Source organism: Roseivirga sp. (assembly GCF_965216855.1).
GTDB lineage: Bacteria > Bacteroidota > Bacteroidia > Cytophagales > Cyclobacteriaceae > Roseivirga.
The window spans coordinates 2365875-2384567 of the sequence record NZ_OZ244204.1 but is presented as its reverse complement, the minus strand read 5'-3'; the positions used below and the strand labels follow the sequence as shown (position 1 = coordinate 2384567).

General features: G+C 40.7%; 17 protein-coding genes and 1 pseudogene. 5 read left to right on the top strand and 13 right to left on the bottom strand.

The genetic code is table 11. From position 1 onward, the window contains the following. Positions 1 to 39: 39 nt before the first annotated feature. The 3 genes from ACOOEY_RS10710 to ACOOEY_RS10700 are packed head-to-tail and all read right to left on the bottom strand — an operon-like array spanning position 40 to position 1503. Positions 40 to 798: an exodeoxyribonuclease III gene (locus ACOOEY_RS10710; RefSeq protein ID WP_420384704.1), complete on the bottom strand. Its 759-nt coding sequence runs from the start codon at positions 796 to 798 to the stop codon at positions 40 to 42. Then, entirely contained in the window at positions 795 to 1160 is a 366-nt protein-coding gene (locus ACOOEY_RS10705) for a hypothetical protein (RefSeq protein WP_420384703.1), read from the bottom strand. The genes ACOOEY_RS10710 and ACOOEY_RS10705 overlap by 4 nt, the downstream gene beginning before the upstream one ends. Next, positions 1153 to 1503 carry a carboxymuconolactone decarboxylase family protein gene (locus tag ACOOEY_RS10700; RefSeq protein ID WP_420384702.1) on the bottom strand — a complete coding sequence of 117 codons (351 nt, stop codon included), beginning with the start codon at positions 1501 to 1503 and terminating at the stop codon, positions 1153 to 1155. Before ACOOEY_RS10700 ends, ACOOEY_RS10705 begins: the two co-directional genes overlap by 8 nt. Before the next feature lie 24 nt (positions 1504 to 1527). Here ACOOEY_RS10700 and ACOOEY_RS10695 point away from each other — a divergent pair, with 24 nt between their 5' ends. Continuing rightward, positions 1528 to 2220: a ComF family protein gene (locus tag ACOOEY_RS10695; RefSeq protein WP_420384701.1), complete on the top strand. Its 693-nt coding sequence runs from the start codon at positions 1528 to 1530 to the stop codon at positions 2218 to 2220. A 45-nt stretch (positions 2221 to 2265) separates the two neighbouring features. Here the strand turns inward: ACOOEY_RS10695 and ACOOEY_RS10690 are convergent, their stop codons facing one another. After that, positions 2266 to 3843 (bottom strand): SUMF1/EgtB/PvdO family nonheme iron enzyme, encoded by a 1578-nt coding sequence (locus ACOOEY_RS10690; RefSeq protein ID WP_420384700.1) that lies wholly within the window; start codon positions 3841 to 3843, stop codon positions 2266 to 2268. A gap of 299 nt (positions 3844 to 4142) precedes the next feature. Here ACOOEY_RS10690 and ACOOEY_RS10685 point away from each other — a divergent pair, with 299 nt between their 5' ends. From ACOOEY_RS10685 to ACOOEY_RS10675, 3 genes are read left to right on the top strand one after another with little or no spacing between them, the layout of a single operon-like run. Further along, the gene (locus ACOOEY_RS10685) at positions 4143 to 5288 is read left to right on the top strand and encodes a sensor histidine kinase (RefSeq protein ID WP_420384699.1); all 1146 of its coding nucleotides are present in this window, start codon (positions 4143 to 4145) and stop codon (positions 5286 to 5288) included. A 4-nt stretch (positions 5289 to 5292) separates the two neighbouring features. After that, on the top strand, positions 5293 to 6015 hold the full coding sequence (locus tag ACOOEY_RS10680; protein ID WP_420384698.1) for a LytR/AlgR family response regulator transcription factor: 723 nt from the start codon (positions 5293 to 5295) through the stop codon (positions 6013 to 6015). Then, the gene (locus tag ACOOEY_RS10675; protein ID WP_420384697.1) at positions 6015 to 6596 is read left to right on the top strand and encodes a hypothetical protein; all 582 of its coding nucleotides are present in this window, start codon (positions 6015 to 6017) and stop codon (positions 6594 to 6596) included. The genes ACOOEY_RS10680 and ACOOEY_RS10675 overlap by 1 nt, the downstream gene beginning before the upstream one ends. On the opposite strand, the pseudogene mfd reads toward ACOOEY_RS10675, so the two are convergent. Beyond that, positions 6593 to 9942 (bottom strand): annotated as a pseudogene (gene mfd, locus ACOOEY_RS10670) (transcription-repair coupling factor). The gene ACOOEY_RS10675 and the pseudogene mfd sit on opposite strands and share 4 nt — an antisense overlap. A 127-nt stretch (positions 9943 to 10069) precedes the next feature. Between mfd and ACOOEY_RS10665 the strand changes: the two are divergent. Continuing rightward, positions 10070 to 10696: a cytochrome c oxidase subunit 3 gene (locus tag ACOOEY_RS10665; RefSeq protein WP_420384696.1), complete on the top strand. Its 627-nt coding sequence runs from the start codon at positions 10070 to 10072 to the stop codon at positions 10694 to 10696. Here ACOOEY_RS10665 and ACOOEY_RS10660 read toward each other — a convergent pair. The 8 genes from ACOOEY_RS10660 to ACOOEY_RS10625 form a co-directional block, all read right to left on the bottom strand. After that, positions 10686 to 10976, bottom strand: coding sequence for a hypothetical protein (locus ACOOEY_RS10660; protein WP_420384695.1), 291 nt, complete (start codon positions 10974 to 10976; stop codon positions 10686 to 10688). The two genes, ACOOEY_RS10665 and ACOOEY_RS10660, sit on opposite strands and share 11 nt — an antisense overlap. Positions 10977 to 11154: 178 nt before the next feature. Then, positions 11155 to 12189 carry a BF3164 family lipoprotein gene (locus ACOOEY_RS10655; protein ID WP_420384694.1) on the bottom strand — a complete coding sequence of 345 codons (1035 nt, stop codon included), beginning with the start codon at positions 12187 to 12189 and terminating at the stop codon, positions 11155 to 11157. 7 nt (positions 12190 to 12196) lie between these two features. Continuing rightward, on the bottom strand, positions 12197 to 12421 hold the full coding sequence (locus ACOOEY_RS10650) for a hypothetical protein (protein WP_420384693.1): 225 nt from the start codon (positions 12419 to 12421) through the stop codon (positions 12197 to 12199). Positions 12422 to 12977: 556 nt separating this feature from the next. Then, positions 12978 to 14147, bottom strand: coding sequence for a hypothetical protein (locus ACOOEY_RS10645; protein ID WP_420384692.1), 1170 nt, complete (start codon positions 14145 to 14147; stop codon positions 12978 to 12980). A gap of 190 nt (positions 14148 to 14337) precedes the next feature. Further along, complete coding sequence (locus ACOOEY_RS10640; protein ID WP_420384691.1) at positions 14338 to 15099, bottom strand: LytR/AlgR family response regulator transcription factor; 762 nt, start codon at positions 15097 to 15099, stop codon at positions 14338 to 14340. Positions 15100 to 15105: 6 nt separating this feature from the next. Further along, on the bottom strand, positions 15106 to 16122 hold the full coding sequence (locus ACOOEY_RS10635) for a sensor histidine kinase (protein WP_420384690.1): 1017 nt from the start codon (positions 16120 to 16122) through the stop codon (positions 15106 to 15108). 10 nt (positions 16123 to 16132) lie between these two features. Further along, on the bottom strand, positions 16133 to 17392 hold the full coding sequence (locus tag ACOOEY_RS10630; RefSeq protein ID WP_420384689.1) for a hypothetical protein: 1260 nt from the start codon (positions 17390 to 17392) through the stop codon (positions 16133 to 16135). A 125-nt stretch (positions 17393 to 17517) separates the two neighbouring features. After that, entirely contained in the window at positions 17518 to 18600 is a 1083-nt protein-coding gene (locus ACOOEY_RS10625; protein ID WP_420384688.1) for an amidohydrolase family protein, read from the bottom strand. Positions 18601 to 18693: the final 93 nt, after the last annotated feature.

Here is an 18693-nt window from a genome sequence, read left to right as displayed (position 1 = left end):
TTGTAAAACAATTGATAAACAGGCAAATAAAGTTGCTGTTTAGTCAATTTCAACTACTATCGGGCAATGGTCCGAGTGATGGGCATCAGGTAAAATGGATGCTCCACTAAGCCTGTCTTTCATATTTTCTGTGGCCATATGGTAGTCAATACGCCAGCCCTTATTATTAGCTCTTGCATTGGCCCGGTAACTCCACCAGGAGTATTGATGTGGGTCCTCATTGAAATGCCTGAAAGTATCGACAAAACCTGAATCTACATACTTGGATAACCAGGCACGTTCTTCCGGTAAAAAGCCGGATGAGTTTTTGTTAGAAACAGGATTATGAATGTCTATTTCTTTGTGTGCAATATTATAATCTCCACTAATAATCAGGTTGGGGTGATTCTGGGTTAGGTCGTTGGCGTAGTCGTAGAAGAAATCCAGCCATTCGTATTTGAAGTCCTGACGTATATCTCCGCTTGTACCGCTTGGCATGTAAACAGACATCACAGAAAAGTTATCGAAATCTGCACGGATTACCCTTCCTTCACTATCATATAAGGAGTTACCGCAGCCATGTTCCACGTGGTTGGGCTTATGTTTGGTTAAGATTGCAACCCCCGAATAGCCCTTTTTCTCAGCACTTTCCCAATACATTTCATAACCTAGTTGTTCATAAAAGTTTTCTACCTGCTCAGGCAGCGCTTTTAATTCCTGAAGGCATAGAATGTCAGGTTTCTCCTGCTCCAACCACTCCTGAAATCCTTTCTTTAGTGCAGCCCTGATACCGTTAACATTGTAAGAGATGATTTTCATACTTCTATTTTCAGTTGATACTCTTTTTCGAAATATTCCAGTACATGCATTTTCAGCAGTTTTTCCTGATCAAGTAAGTCAAACTTGGGGAGTTTTTTAACCAACTCCCAATGAGGCCACCCTTCCTGATCTACACTTTTGAGCTCGTAGTATCCGGAATAGCTGAGTACTTTGCAAATAGCAATATGCATAAGGTCTTGCTTCTCCTCCTTACTGAAATTCTGAGGGCCTCTACCCAGTTCTTGTACTCCAATCAGGAAAAGAACACCATTCAGGTCTTTTGGTCTTTTTCCAATGACATCTTTAAGGGAAGACATTAGCCTTCCCCATCTGATTTGAAGCTCCAGGTCTTTTTTATACATGCTGCTCTTCCTGAAGGGCTTCCCAGTATTCAACCGCCCTTCTTAAGTGTGGGATTACAATGGAACCACCAATTAAACTGGCAATTGAAAATACTTCAAACACTTCTTTATCTGAAACACCACTTTCGTGGCATTTTCCTAAGTGATATTTAACACAGTCATCACAACGTAAAACCATAGAACAGGCAAGGCCTACTATTTCTTTGGTTTTAACATCCAGTGCCCCATCAGCATAAGCGTTGGTATCCAGGTTGAAAAAACGCTTGATCACCTTGTTATCAGCAGCCATGATTTTCTCATTCATCATAGCCCTGTAATCATTAAATTCTTGTACTTTACCCATTAATAATTTTATTATTTGATATAAATGAGGCTTCAGACTTATTTAAACGATTTTCTATCGCTTATCTACCCTAAGCTTTGTCTGGGTTGTGACGCTCCACTCCCCAAGGGTAGCAAATATATATGTCCCGCTTGTCATTACAATCTTCCGAAAACGAATAGTCATCTATCGGATGACCACCTATTTAAAGAGAAGTTTCAGGGAATAGTTCCTGTCAAGTCAGTTTTAGTCTATGCCTACTTTATCAAGGATGGGATTATGCAGCAGGTTCTGCATGATTTAAAGTACAATGACAATCAGGAGATTGGCAGAATGATGGGGCGTTGGTTTGGTCACGACCTGTTACTCGGTGGTTATGCAGACTCTTTCGATCTGATTGTTCCTGTTCCTTTACATCCGGAAAAACTAAAAAACAGAGGCTATAATCAGTCCTTTGCTTTTGGAGAAGGCTTGTCCGAAGTATTGAAAGTTCCTGTAAAAGAAATGTTGATACGCGAGAAAAACCTAGCTTCTCAAACCCGAAAGGATAAAGTTCATCGAATACAGGGTGTTGATGGGATCTTTGCAGCCACAAACGCAGATTCTTTAAATGGACAAAACGTGCTGCTGGTAGATGATGTGTTGACTACCGGTTCTACTCTCATATCATGTGCCGAACCTTTGTTGGCTGCCGGGATAAGTTCGTTGAGCATTGCTGTTATGGCTGGGGTAAAATAAAAAAGGTGACCATTTGGTCACCTTTTATTCTTAGTTACGAATTTCTTATTCTTTTCCACCGAACACTTTTCCAATCAGGCCATTGGACTGGTCTAGCTGTTGTGTTCCGATAGAAATCATGGCACATCTGAAACCAATGGTATTTGTCGCTCTGTCAAGGTCCATATATCTTCTCGTTCCAGGAGCCATCCAATACGCTACATCTTTCCAAGAACCACCTTTATATACTCTGGCTCTGTCATTGACCAAAGATCTGTACTCGAGGTTTTGGTTAGCAGCAATGCTGTCTTTGCTGTCTAGTGTTTCCCAACCATAATCAGTTTCAGGATCGTTAGTACCGTCTTTTCTAACCGGGTTGAGGTCATCAAAATCACCGAATGAAAGCGGTCTGTAGGTATCGAATACCCACTCACTTACATTACCAGCCATATTAAACAGGTTAAAGTCATTAGGTTCTCTACTGCCTACGGGTTCAGGAATTACAGAGGCGTCATTATTGATGTTTCCGGCAATACCGGCATAATCACCTCTACCTCTTTTGAAGTTAGCCAGCAATTCGCCTCTTCTCTTACCGTAAGGATTTCTAACTCCTCTTCCATCCCAAGGATAAATTCTGCCATATTCTTCATTTTCATCAAGATAAACAGTTCCTACTGTGGCTTTAGCAGCATATTCCCACTCTGCTTCATTAGGAAGTCTGAAGTCAGGAAGGTAAATCCCTCTTTCAATAAATCTTCTTCTGTTTTCAGGAACGTTGATGTACTCAACAACCTCCTGCTGGAACTCATCAAAGTCTGCAATTTCAATGTTTTGGCCCTGGCCACTACTAACATCACCAATAGGTTGGCCACCAATAGCCAACTGATAATCACCTGTTGTCTCCTCTGTTACGAAGAACTCCTCAACGAATTGCTCTGGTAATTCTTCGTAGTCCATTCCGAAAATGATACTTAAGTTAACAAAGTCAGTTCTCCACTTACAGAAGTCAGCTACTTGTCTCCATGATACACCAACTACCGGATATTTATTGAAACCAGGGTTGCTATAATAGTTTTCGGCATAAACATCGTTGAACGAGAAATCGCTGGCCCAAACATCGTCATCAGGAATAATGTCTTCGTAGTTCTGCGGATTACTCTTGCTATGGGTAGGACCATTGTAATCGGGAATCCAAGGAGCCGGAGGGCTACTTAAATTTTGATTGTCCTCATCATCAGGATCCAGAATAGTTGTGGATTTCGGCACAGGAAGATCCTGTGGGTTGTACTGGAAGAACACATATTCTTTCCAGTTACTGTTGGTTACCTCAGTTTCATCCATGAAGAATGAGTTGACAGTAACAGTTCTTTCAATATTATCTCGAGAACCGTAGAGGTCTTGCTCGAAGGAACCTAAAATTGTTCGACCACCCTGAATAAATACCATACCCGGAGGGCTCGGCAATTCCTGATCATCGTAGGGTTGATAGCCCAAAAGACTTTTTTCGGTTGCATATTCTGCTCCGGTTGTGGCACTGATGTTATCTTTATTTCCACCAATACCCAGAACAGAACAGGAGCTTGCCGAAAATAGTACGGCTACACCCAACAAACCCGCTTTTAATTGACCCACGCTTGTTTTCATGATTATCTAATTTCCTATGTCCAGGTGAAATTTGAACTTGCTAATATAAGCTTCTATTCAAATCTATCACAATCCCTCACCTAGATTCACATGCTCAACGCCCTTTTGAAGGTAATTATTTTTAAAATTAAACAGTTTTATCAGTTAAATGCCTGAAGTATACGGAGTTCAGCAGATAGTAACGATTATTTAATCTGCAGATGACTAAAATGAACCTGCTCAAAATCTGCTAATCAGTAGATAAAACCATTCAGGCATTATATTAACATCAATAGAAGAGAATACCCTTTATTTGGAATATGAATAAAACTAAACTCTATTGGCTATTGCAGTTTGGTGGCTGGACAGGACTCATGCTGACCAGTTTTTTAGCCATGGCCATGTTCCTGCCTTTCCTTCCCGTTTTGGGCTCCAATATATTAACAATACTTCTCGGTGTATTTATTAGCCACCTTTACAGAGGTTATGTGAAAAGGAAAGACTGGAAGAGTCTTAAAATCCCTAAACTGGTTCCAAGGGTATTTCTGGCCAGCTTAATACAAGGTGCAATCATGTCCATATTAAGTCTGGTCATCCTGATCGGTGCAATGGTGATAGTTATGAAAGGTAACCCGGAGGCTGTAGATGGATTTATAGGTTTACCTCAGATGGATGATGTCGATCAGGAAACCATGGATAAGATCAGAGAAGCAAGCATGAATAGCTTTTCAGGCAGTAAGCTCTTTGTTTTTCTGATTAGTTATGTGACAAGCTTTGCCATCTACTTTCTTTGCTGGTCATCATTATACTTTGCTTATCAGTATTTACAGAAAACCCGTGAGGTTGAGATTGAAAAGTGGAAACTTTCAGCTTCGATAAAAGATGCAGAATTGAATGCTCTAAAGGCACAAATCAACCCCCACTTTATTTTCAATAGCCTTAATAATATCAGGTCTCTGGTAGTAGAAGATTCTGAAAAGGCCAGAGACTCAATTACTCACTTGTCTGACCTTCTAAGGTTTTCTATTCAGTTCGATCAGTACGAGAAAGTGTCACTTGAAAAAGAGTTGGAAGTGGTAAGAGACTACCTGAATCTGGAGGCCATTCAGCTGGAGGAAAGACTTAAATACCGGTTCAGTGTAGATGACGCTTCCGATGAAACCATGATTCCTCCAATGATCATTCAGACATTGGTTGAAAATGCAATTAAACATTCTATCAATAACCTGCCTAACGGAGGAGAGATCATCATTGAATCTAAACTGACGGATGACTTTGTATACATTTATGTCAAGAATACCGGCCAGCTGAGGATGAACAATGGTAAGCCCAAAGCCAGAAGAGGCATTGGTATTAATAACTCGAAAGAGCGCTTAAGACTACTCTATGGTAATAAAGCCAGCCTGGTAGTTGAAAACATGAATGAAAATATGGTTTGTGCAACGGTAAAAGTTCCTTTAAAATAAGCTTATGAAGACATTGATAATTGACGATTCACGTTTGGCCCGAAACGAGCTGAAAAGACTATTGAAAGAGTTTGACAATGTGAACATTGTCGGAGAAGCAGCCAATGTAGATGAGGCCATTGAGAAAATTGGCGAACTCAAACCTGACCTGATATTTCTGGATATTCAAATGCCGGGTAAAAGCGGTTTCGACTTACTAGAAGAACTTGAATCGGTACCGGAAGTAATCTTTTCAACGGCTTATGATGAGCATGCACTTAAGGCATTTGAATATAATGCCCTGGATTATTTGGTTAAACCTGTGGAGAAGCAGCGATTGGCCGGAGCCGTATCGAAGGTTTTCGACAAGATCAAGAAGAAAGAGAAGGAAGAAGAAAACCACGATGATAAACTGACTATCAATGATCAGGTATTTGTGAAAGATGGTGAGAAATGCTGGTTTGTACAGCTTTCGGACATCCGACTTTTTGAAGTGAGCGGAAATTACACCACCGTGTATTTCGGCAATTCAAAGCCCATGATCACCAGAACTCTTAATTATCTGGAGTCAAGATTAGATGATAAAACCTTCTTTAGAGCAAACAGGCAGCAAATCATTAACCTAAAATGGATTGAAAGAATAGAACCCTGGTTTAGTGGGAGCTTGCGAATTTACCTCAAGGGAGGTGAGGAAATTGATGTTTCGAGAAGACAAACCCTTAAATTCAAGGATCTAATGAGCTTCTAATGGCTTCCAAAATCAGTATTCGCAGAGCAACATTCGAGTTCCTATCCATTGTTGTGGCCGTGGTGTTGGCCATGGCCCTGACTGAATGGAGACAGGACTACCTGAATAGAAAACTGGCTCAGCAGTCATTGAAGAATATTATTGAAGAGGTTAGCGAAAATCGCAGGGAACTGATGAATGACTCTTCGCAGGTGGCAAGTGATATTAAAACACTGGATAATTGGTTGGCTTTGAATGTAAATGATACTGAGTCAACCGAAGGCTTAGGGGTAGGGTTCTCCTTTTCATTCTTAGGCCAGTCTGCACTGGAAGTAGCAAAGATTAACAACTCTCTTACCTATCTTCCGAATGAGGTCAACATGGAGATTGCAGAGATCTATGCCGCACAGGAGTTTTACTCAGAAAATGCTGTGAAGCTCTTTGATATTCTGGGGAACTTAGGACCATCAGATTCTTTCCGCAATTTTGAAGAATTCAAAACCCGTGTAAGGCAGTTGAGATTTCATATGGACCTAGTGAATAACACCATGTATGCCTACCTCAGGGTTTCCCAGGGTTTTCTGGAAAAACAAAAAGACTAACCTAACATTTGTGCTAACCAGTCTTTACCTTCATTGACAGTCAGTACTTCATCGATTTTAAGAATCAGTCGGGTTTTATATTCCTTCATTTTGCATTGCCTCGGGTGTTGCTGTACAAATGACAGTACCTTACCAAAAGTTTCGGATTGGAAGTAAGCTTCCTTGTCTGAAGGAACAAAATGGCATTTCATCGACTCATTCTTTAGGATAACTTTCTCGAACCCTAGTTTTTCCGCCAGCCAACGTAATCTCACCGTTTGAATCAGGTCTTGTACAGATTCCGGAATTGGACCGAACCGGTCTTTTAGGTTTTTGACAAAACGCTCCAGTTTTTCTTCGTTTTTGATATTATCCAGCTTGGCGTAAAGACCTATCCTTTCTGTTGTATTGGAGACATATGTATCGGGAATGAGTATTTCCAGATCTGTTTCTATTGTACAGTCTTGTGCCACTATTTGTGCGGCTTCTTTGACCAGGTCTTTGGTAAATAGCTCTTTAAACTCTGTTTCTTTCAACTCCTGAACAGCTTCATCGAGTATTTTATGATACATGTCGAAACCCAAATCAGAGATAAACCCGCTTTGCTCAGCACCTAGTAAATTACCTGCTCCACGAATATCCAGATCACGCATAGCCACTTTAAAACCATCACCCAGGTCTGAAAACTCCTCCAGTGCACTCAATCTTTTTCTGGCATCACTGGTAAGCCCTATGGTTGGAGGAGTGAGCAGGTAACAAAATGCCTTTCGGTTAGAACGACCCACCCTTCCTCGCATTTGGTGCAAATCGGAAAGGCCAAACATATGTGCATGATTGATAATGATGGTATTGGCATTAGGAATATCCAGCCCTGATTCGATGATATTAGTCGAAACCAGTACATCATATTCGCCTTCAATGAATTTGACCATGCGTTTCTCAAGCAAAGTACCATCCATTTGGCCATGAGCGATGCCGATTCGGGCATCTGGTACCAGCCTCAAAATGATATTTCCTACCTGTTCAATATCATTGATGCGGTTATGTACAAAGAATACCTGACCACCTCTTCTTAATTCAAAGCTGACAGCATCGCGAATCAGTTCATCATTGAAAGTGTGTATTTCTGTCGTAACAGGTTGTCTGTTAGGTGGAGGAGTTGCAATGACACTCAGGTCTCGGGCTCCCATAAGTGAAAAATGAAGCGTACGAGGGATAGGTGTTGCGGTGAGTGTTAATACGTCTACATTCACCCTTAACTCCTTCAACTTGTCTTTCACTTTGACACCAAACTTTTGCTCTTCGTCAATGATCAGCAGACCTAAGTCCTTAAACTCTACATCCTTATTGACAATGCGGTGTGTCCCTACCAGAATCTCCGTTTTACCCTCCTTCACCCGCTGAAGGGTTTCTTTGATCTGTTTGGTAGTCTTAAAACGGTTAATGTATTCCACCTTGAGAGGGAAATTGGACAGGCGCTCAGAAAATGTTCTGTAATGCTGCATGGCCAATATAGTTGTTGGCACAAGTACCGCTACCTGTTTACCATTAACGGCTGCCTTGAAGCAGCCCTGATGGCCACTTCTGTTTTACCAAAACCCACATCTCCACAAACCAATCTGTCCATTGGGTGAGGTAGTTCCATATCGGCTTTTACATCTTCTGTGGCCTTGGCCTGATCTGGAGTATCTTCATAAATAAATGAAGACTCAAGTTCTGCCTGAAGAAATCCGTCATTGGAATAGGCAAAACCCGGAGCATCTTTTCGCTTGGCATAGAGGTTAATGAGGTCTTTGGCTATATCCTTAACCTTTCCTTTTACCCTTTTCTTTTTATTCTCCCACTCTGGTGAACCCAGTTTGCTCATGGAAGGAGGAGCTCCTTCTTTACCTGTATATTTTGAAATTTTGTGGATAGAATGAACACTCACATAGAGCAAATCATCATCCCGGTAGACTAATCGAATGGACTCCTGCTTTCTCCCATTAACATCTACCTTTTCCATTCCTGCGAATCGTGCAATACCATGGTCGATGTGGGTCACATAATCCCCGGGTTGAAGAGATCTAAGTTCTTTAAGGGTAAGTGCTTTTGACTTCGAATGCTTCGTTTTTGTTTTGTATTTGTGAAAGCGATCGAAAAGCTGGTGGTCAGTGTAGCAAAGCAGTTCTCGGTTTTTGTCAATAAACCCGCTTCTCAGGCCAATATTTAATGGTTGTACTTCAAGCGTGGGGTCAAGCTCTTTGAAGATAGTATCGAGCCGATTAAACTGGGCCATCGACTCAGCGGCAATACACAGGCCTGTATTATGAATCTGCCACTGCCCCAGGTTTTCAACAATTAGGTCGAAATTCTTATTGAAGGAGGTTTGGGGCTCAGCTTCAAAAACAAGTTCAAAATCTGTATTGCGATAAAACCTGTTTCCAAATTCGATTTGCTGAAAACCTTCAAGCTCATTTTCGAAGCCCTCAATTTGTTCAAATAACTCAGATGGGCTCAGCACCACTTGTGTATCGGTTACAGAAAGTACTTCATCGAAATTACTCGTTGCTTTTTCGAAGTACTTTTGAATGGTGTCGAGTGTCTGTTGGTAGTCTTTGAACCAGATTTTAGAGTTTTTGGGAATAAAGCTCAGGAAGGATTGCCGGGTTTCTTGCAGCAATCGGGTCTGTACATTAGGGATAATATTGATTTCCTTAATGTTGTCCTGGCTCAATTGAGATACCGGGTCAAAAGTTCGAATGCTCTCTATTTCGTTGCCAAAGAGCTCGATTCTGTAGGGCAATTCGTTGGCATAGGAATAGACATCCACAATACCTCCGCGAACTGAGAATTGGCCTGCCTCATAAACAAAGTCTGCCGGCTCAAAATCATAGGTCTGCAACAGTTCTGTGAGAAAAGCCACATCGAGGTTTTCACCCACTTTGGCTGAAAAGGTATTCTGGTTGAGTGATTTCTTGTTGATCACCTTTTCGGTCAGGGCCTCCGGATAGGTAACTATCAATTCTCCGGTAGAGGCTTTATGGTTGATTCGGTTAAGGATTTCTGCCCTCTGCAGAATATTGGCATTTTCAGTTTCATCAAACTGATAGGGCCTTTTGTAAGAGGTTGGAAAAAGAAGGACTTCTTTCTCTCCAATCAGGTTTTGCAAGTCATTATGGAAGTAGGCTGCTTCTTCTTTATCGTGCATTACGAAAATGCAGGTTTGCTTATTTAGTTGATAAACAGCTGCTGCTATTACTGCATCCAGACTGCCAACGAGACCTTTTAGTCTTATATGTGACGTTTCGTTGGGTTTTATCTTTTCCGCGATGGTCTGAACTACCGCATCCTCTTTGTAAATCTTTATAAAATCTTTGACCTTCAAGACCTGTTATTCAATGGCTTGCAAATGTATGAATTCTATCTATTGTAGACGAAAAGCTTAAAACCACAGAAATAAATTATTTGTTTCCTGTGCTAACCCTTTCGTTTATTTAAGTGTTAAAGCGACAATGAAAAAAGAAAAAGAAGGGCTGAATCTAAGAAAAGAAGCTTTCAGGAAAATGGAACAAATGCATCCGCATGAGGTGCTGGTTTACATTTCTATGATTGGAAGCGCTGTTATTTTCTTTTTTACCATACTGGCCTTTACGGTCTCTAAACCAGTGGAGGTTGACTTTTTTAAATTTGAATTCCCCAAGTCATTTATTGTGAGCACCGTTGTACTCCTTGTTTCCAATTACTCGGTAACCAAGATAATGCCTCACTATTTGAGCGATGATATAGAAGGCTTGAAGAAGTGGATGGGTATTACCTTTTTATTGGGGTTGATTTTTGCCTGCTTTCAGATTATTGGCTGGAAGGAACTTCAGGCGCATAATATATTATTTACCGGAGAGCGTTCAGGAGCTTACCTTTATGTGATTTCAGGCTTGCATGTTATCCACATGGCTGGAGTAATGGGTTTTTTATTGTATCTGCTCTTAGAGTCGCACAAGGTGTCTAAAGATGTGGTGAAGCATCTACTCTATTCAACAAGCCCCTATCAAAAAGTAAAGTTTAAAATACTTTCTAATTGCTGGCATTTTGTTGACGCTGTCTGGGTGGCGATCTTCTTTTATTTTCTGTTCAGTTTTTGACTTCAGAGTTTAGAAACAGGTCTAGCTCACTTAAGCTTCCAAAAAATTCAATATTTCCGTTGGCTTGAATTAATGCCATGTGATTGAGTGATTGAAATTTCTGGACAAAATTGACCTCATATACTCCGTCAAAGTCAAAGGAGTAAAAATCGGGACTCTTGCCTAACTGATGAAATGTAAACTCCAACCGCCTTTCACTCCTTCCTTTACCGAGAATTAAGAGTTTGACCTTGGGTTTTTCTAATCTTTCCACCCAATTAATGGTTTCTTCAAGTTCCATGATACAACCAGAGCAATCTGAGTCTAGAAACTTTAGAATGTAAAGATTATCATCTGGTAATTTCTGGAGGGAGTTATTTAAATCTCCTGTTTTAATAGGGTGCTTAAACATAAAAATGTTAGACTCAGAATAATAGCAGGAGAAAAGAACCATAACCGTAACTAGATTTAACAGTATGTTAGTTAATCTTGAATTCAATGATTCTTGGGTTTTCTTGATCAAAGTTCAATCCATAAATAGTATTGGTCTCAGTATCTACATCGAAGCACTGAATACTGTGGTCTAGTTGCAATTGCTCAATTGGTTTACCATTCCTGTCGTAAACTAGTATCAAATTGCAATTATAAGCATCAGTTGGATCTTCTAGATCTTTGTCATATTTACCAGAATAAAGCGCATAAATTTCGTCATTTACGACTTTGACATTCATATACCCGGTAAACCCTCTTTGTGCAATAGGTCTCTCTTTATAGTACCTAAGCTGATGGTTTTGTGGGCCATAGATAGATTTGAACGATTTTGTTCGGTCGTCATAGATTAATAAATAATCTACAATAAGAGCTCCTAAAGCAAGCAAATCTCTGTTTTCATTTATATATAATACACCATGATGTGACTGAACTTGATTTGCAACAGGAATACGTTCGTCCAATTTCATTAATGACTTCCAGTCTCCTATATCATAGCTTTTCTTAGACTTGAAGTCCATTATGCGGAATACGTGCTTTCCTATTGACCAATCCATCATGATAATATTGGTCTCGTCAAGCCAAAGAGCGTTCAAGGGAATATGGTCTTCCAAATCTATAGTTTGTAGAGCAGTGGATGGTTTACCCTGAAGACTGAACCTGTGGTATTTTGAATTTTCAAAATCGTATAGCCAGAAGGATTTATTGTCAAACCCTTTATCTATTAATTGAGTAGACATAATCTCACCTGGGCCAAACCCTTCACTACCCATCCAAAACCCCTTTTTAGTGCGTGTATCGATAATCTTGATGAACTTATTTTTATTGGTTTCATCCAAGATAATTAGGAAATGATCTTTAAAATAAAGGTCTGTAGGGTCAGCCAGGCCAGGTGTAGCTTTCCAGAATTTTCCTTGAACCCCCTTCTTCAATGGAAAGTCACTCCAATGCACTGTGGAGAATTGAGCGTTGCATAAAAAACCTGATAATAAGATTATTATCAGGCTTATGAATATTCTTTTCATCACTTATCTAAAGGGGTAAAAGTTCTCCTCCTACATTATATTCAGCACCTCTTTTTTTGCATCCACTTGTCGTAAAACAAATGTCACCTTTGCTTTTGGTACACTGTTCTTGTTTTTCTTTTCGACAGCTTATATCGTCAGAGTCACCAAAACTAAATTGATTGTTTGGTGCTACCATACTAATGACACTGACCGCAGTAATAACTGCAAAAACCCGAGTTAAATTTTTCATATTATTCTATTGTTGGTTTTTCTCCTGGAATCCATTCTCTATTTCTGTAGGCTCTAGAAAAAACAATGCAAAGATCTTTTTTCTTGCTTTTACAGGTGCCTGGATAAACCTCCATTTCTAATCTGTTCTCAACATTCTCTACGAGTTTCCATTTGGTTTGTAAACTAAGAAGCGCAAATAGTATTATGACTAATCCCTTCATAACAATTCAAGGTTTGCAGGTTCCCAGTATCGATTATTCTTGATGAAGATCATTCTATCATAATTGTACTGGCATTTATCTCTTTTCTTCCATCTACAGGTACCAAAAGCATTGTAAGGAGCCTCTAGACTCACGCTTGATTCAACAGGTAAGAACAAGAAGATTGCAAGAAATAAGGTTAACACTGTTTTCATGATTATAATTAATTTAATTTTTGACAAAGTACAATATTAACATTGATTTTAATTCAAAAAATTTACTAAACACTTACTTAATAAAAAAGGCCGCGTAACCACACGCGACCTTAAGCAACAGACTTGTACTTATGAAGAGTTCTTGACCTTCGGACTTGACCTAATTGAAAGTAATTTCTTTAACCTTTTCCCAGATGATGAATTTAGGATCGCCATTGCCGGCAAAGACCAGTACACCATCGTTGTCTTCACTTACATCTCTTGATTCACCAAGCGTAAGTTTGGTACCGTTTTTCAATACCACTTCTGAGTAATCCCAATTTTTAGGGCTGATACTCTTTACTGACTCTAATGGAATGATGTAACTCACATCATCATCTTCACCCTGAAGCATTTCGAAAGTGTATGATTCGTCCAGATCGTAGATAATCTCTCCGGTCAGTGTTTCACCATCAGTTGTAGTTACGGTACCGGAAAGCTTCTTCATACCTGAGAAGTCTGAATATTTTTTGATCGTGGCTGGTGCATCAGAGAAAGTTACCTTTCTGAATTCTCTCCAGGGAATATCTACTCTACCAAAGTCTGTGGTAACGATAATCCCTCTGTTGCTGGAGTTCACATCGTTTGAACCTCTCAGGTACATTTCTCTTCCTGACTTGGTAACTATGGTACTTCCTGACCCATCTTTTTCGATAGAAGCCAGGTTGCCAAATTCAATTTCTACATCGCCATCGCGTGAGTCTCCATCTAATACATCGGTAGAAAGTCTTTCATCATGGTCCCACTGAATGACACCGGTTAATTCACCACCGTAGTATTCAACCGTGCCATAAAGGGCATCGCCCATAGTATTACGCAAATTGGCAGGTGTATCCATGAATTCAATCATTTCGATTCTGCTCCATCTAAAGCTGGTTTCACCGAGCTCTGAATCCATTACCCTTACTTCTGTATCGAAATCGTTGGAGCCATCCCCGATGTAAAGCTCCTCTCCATTGCGGAGTGTCATTCTTACTTCAGATCTTCTGGTGATTTCAATCTTGGAGATATCACCGAAACGAGCTTGGAATTCGTGAGTGGTTTCATACTCGTTGCGACTGCTTCCCCAGTTTACCCAAACATTGTTCCAGCGGTTTCTGTCGCGATACTTATCTCTTAGTTCCTCCCTGTCTTCTCTGGTGAGGTAGCGGTAGTTGTCATTACCATCTTTGGTACCATTGAATAAATCTGTCCAGTAAGCTTCTTCTTTTCCCCAGCGGATTTGGCCGGTATAACTGTCACCATCGATTGTGGTAACCTTTCCATAGATGAAACCTTCCTGGGCTTTCATGCTGCTAGAGATAAACAGCAATAGAATTGAGATTGTGAATAGTTTAAATTTTGAGTTCATGACCTTTGTTTTAATTGACAGGTCAAAAATGGCCATCACACCTTAGTTAGCCAATACTCTCATGTTCTATCGGGGAATGTTTCAGCTGAATCGGGAGAACTCAATACCGAACCGGAAGGTCCGATTCACTCTATTGATCTAGCCACTGCTTGAATAGTGGTGTTTTATCGGAGCTGATCACAATTTCATCATTCGCATCGGGCTGAAGATCGAGTTTGACACGACCTTTAAAATAAGGGTGGATGTCACTCACTGAATCAAAGTGGACGATAAACTTCCTGTTGACTCTAAAGTAATTTTTAGGATCTAAAATGCCTTCCAGCTCTTCGAGTGTCTGGTCCAAAGGAAGCTTCTTTCCATCAAAGGTCATCAGGTAAGTCAGTTTGTCCTGAGAAAAGAAATAAGCAATCTGTTCTACCGGAATGGCTTTTATACGCTGTCCGAACTTGACGAGAAACCTTGACTTGTACTGTACATTGGAACCTTGAATGGCTTCGCGAATTTTATCAATATCTAATGCTGAAGATGAGCTATCTGATTTTCTCTCATCGTATTTGTCGATTGCGTTTGCCAGTTTCTGCTTTTGAATCGGCTTGAGCAAATAGTCAACACTATTAACATCAAAGGCTTTGATAGCATACTCATCGTAAGCGGTGGTAAAAATAACAGGACATTTGATGGGGTGTTGATCGAATATTTCAAAACTGGAACCATCGAGTAGCTGAATATCACTAACCAGCAAATCAGGCTCCTCATTGCTCTTGAGCCAAAGGAGTGCTGCTTCAACTGATTTCAATGCGGCTACCACTTCTGCCTCAGGTCTTATTTCCTGAATTAATTCTACCAGGCGCTCCGAGGCCAGCTTTTCATCTTCGAATACTACTACCTTCATTCCAAATTACTGTTCCAGTTCAACAAGTGGTATTTTGACAATAAAGCTATCGGTATTCTGAAATACCTGAACCTGCTTGTCAGTGAAATAAGAATATCGCTTTTTAATATTTTCCAAACCAGACCTGTTGCTATTCCTGATTTCAAGCTTTTTAGGCTGGTAATTGTTTTTAATACTGATAAAACCGTTCTGACTGGAGATGTGAATTTTTAGCGGACGGAGTTCTGAAATCACATTGTGCTTAATGGCATTTTCAATCAGCATTTGCAGGGTTAGTGGAGGAATGAACTTTTTATGATCCTGAGTCTCTACATCGATAAATGTCTGTATAGTGTCTTCAAAGCGAATTTCGAGCAGGTAGAGGTAAGAAGCTATAAAACAGAGTTCGTCATTGAGTGTGACCAATTCTTCCTTGCTACTCTGAAGGATATTGCGGTATACATCAGCAAACTTCTCAAGATAGTTTTGAGATAATTCTTTGTCTTTGCTAATAAGCGATGAAAGTATATTCAGGTTATTGAATAGAAAATGGGGATCCAGGTGATTCTTCAAGGTAGTCAGTTCGGCCTTGATTGTTTCTTTCTGAAATTGTTCCGAATTCAATTGAGCCGTTTTCCAGTTGCTCAGGAACTGAATACCGAAATTGATCGAAATGGTCGGCAACAAAATCAAAATACCCATAATGTTCATGGCTATCATTTGTTGATCATTTGGTGGGTCAGTTGTCAGCCCTAGCTTCAAGCCCAGATAACTGACATTGATAATGATCAGTGAAATCAGAATTCCCAGCCCCAATTGCCAGTAGAAACGCTTGTTGCCATGTTTAAGCCAGGGAAGCTTTTTATCCAGCTGTCGGGTTAACAGGCGGTTACAAAGCCAGACTAATCCGAGTGTCGTGGTAATCCAACCTGCCGTGAGGTAAAGATCACGTGAGGCATTGGTCAGGTACAGGGTGAGAAATACCCCACCTGTAATCACCAGTGCTACGATTAGCTGGATAATTAATTTTCGGCTGAATTTCACAACTCAAAAGTTAATCAAAAATCACCTGATCGATCTTTGACCACCGCACATAAATCGGGTCAGCATTTTTAGAAGTAAAAATCAAGATGCCATCGTTGTCATCACTTACATCGCGTGAACCGCCCAACAACAGATTGGTTCCGTTTCTTAGAATGACACTGGAGTAGTTATAATTTTTAGGAATAATGTTTTTCACATTCCTGAGGGGTATCTGATAACTGACATCATCGTCATTAGCATCAAGGATTTCGAACTCCCAGGCTTCATCCAGATCGTAGGCAAGTAATCCTTTGAATTCTTCACCGTCAATAGTTACTACTGTTCCGGACAAACCCCTGGAGGTTGGGAAGTCATCGTAAGTCATTGTCCATGTGGCCTCGGGTTCTACAATTTCCAGATCATAGAAGTCTCTCCAAGGAACAACTACTCTGCCTATTTCAGGGTTGAAAACCACAACTCCTCGGTTTTCACGATTGACATCATTAGAGCCGGTAAGGTAGAAATCGCGACCTGAATGTAGCACCACATCTACTCCATTACCTTTTTTGGCAATAGACTTAATACTTTTGAAAGGAATATCTTTTTTACCGTCCCTGTCTTCTCCATTCAGGATTTCATCCATGAATCTTTCGTCACTATCCCATTGAATGAGTCCTTTGAAAGTTCCTTTTCTTCCGGCATTGACAACTCCGTATATAGGCTCTCCAAAACCTGATTTTGTACCTGCCGGGGCAGGCAGGAATCGTACTTCTTTGATTCTGTCCCATCGGATAGCAAATTCTCCTAATTCAAAGTCATAAATGACTACGCTACCACCTACATCTTCATATCCGCTACCACCCGCTTCAATGATTACTCCGTTTTTAAGGGTAATGCGAGCCTTTGACCTTCCTGATGGCTCTACAGATTTAATATCTCCGAACTGCAAATCGAGCTGATGCTGAGAGCGTGAGAACCTGTCTTCCCAAATACTAATCACTCCAAGGTCAATCCCTAACCAGGAAGACCCACCTTCACCTTGTTGTTGGTTAAGCTCTTCAACTTCCTTTTTCGAAAGAAAGCGCATAAAGTCATTGGAAGTTTTGGTGGCATTGAATAGCTCTACCCAGTAAACCTCATCGGAACCCCAGCGGATAGGTCCTTTGTAAGTATCTCCCTCAATGGTTTCTACTTCTCCATAAATAAATGGCCTGGCTTCTTGTGCCTGAGCCGTACTAAGAACAATCAGGACACCAATGGCGATACCTAAAAAGAGTAATATGCTTCTCATGAGCTGTTGACCTTTATGTAGCTTCTTTTGCATACTACAAACGTAGGCTGATAGTTGCCAAAGAGAAATGGAAAAGGATTGGAGTCGAGTATTCACTGACCGAATCGGGAATTTCAACTGATCAATTAGTTAGGGAATTGACTGGCATCTAAGCCGGGAATAATTCTCAAGGCATTCTTATAGTAAAGCTTTTTCAGGATTTCATCAGGAAGCCCAAGACCATACATTCTCCAAAAAGCGTGGTAGCGTTTATAGTATGGGAAGTATTCATCTTTGGTTTCCAGTACTCTGAAATAAGTGTAGTATTCTTCCGGGTTGTAAGCATCCTTACCGAATAATACCCTGTCCTGATACTTTTCGAAAAACTTGTTGGCCATTATGGGTTGTCTTCCCAGTTCGGCAATAACTGCTCCGATCTCTACCATCATATTCGGCATTTCATCCAGTAACTCTCCCAGATGAGCAAGATCGTTGGCATACCAACCCATGTGTGCGGCAATGAATGTGGTTTTCGGGTGCTTTTTGAAAACATTGTGCTGCTCTTGAATGAGAGTCTTCCATGGGGCAGGGTCATTATCTTCTCTCTTTCTTCGAGGGTGTGTTTTCAGTTCTAACCAGCGTTCGTTATTCGCGTCAAAAGGCTCCCAGAATTGCTTGGGGTCAGCCGTGTGAATGAGTACCGGAATGCCTAACTCGCCACACTTGGCCCAAACAGGGTCTAATCGAGGATCATCAACCGCTACCCGCTTACCATCGGAGTCGGTCACTGATAAGCCCAGGCTTTTGAAAATTTTAAGGCCGCTGGCACCCTGCTCAACATCTCTTTGCAATTGGGCAGCAGCTCTTTCTCCCCAGTTTTCGTCCAGGTTGTTAAAGTTGAGGTTAGCGAAAACCACAAATCTTTTGGGTTGATTGGCCTTAATATTAGCCATGGCATCGGCTATCGCTTTACCACTTCCTCCGGAAAGGTTAACCATTAAACCCATATGGAGAGAGTCCATCTCTGCCGCCAGTGCATTAAGATCGCGTTCTCCCATGCGCCACTGATGGCTGTGAACATCTATGAAGGGGTATTTTGCAGTTTTAACAGGGTTTTCCGGAACTACCAATGAAGAAGGCGGGTCGTACTCTTCAAATGTGACAGTTTGGGCTGAAAGTGAGGTAGCGAAAAGGCCGCCAGCTATTAGTGTGAGCAAAGTCTTCTTCATACGAATTCGTTTAAGGCTTTATCGTAATTGCTATCAATATGTTTTTCAAGCTCGCGATAAGCATGTAATTTATTCACCTTAAATGGATATGAC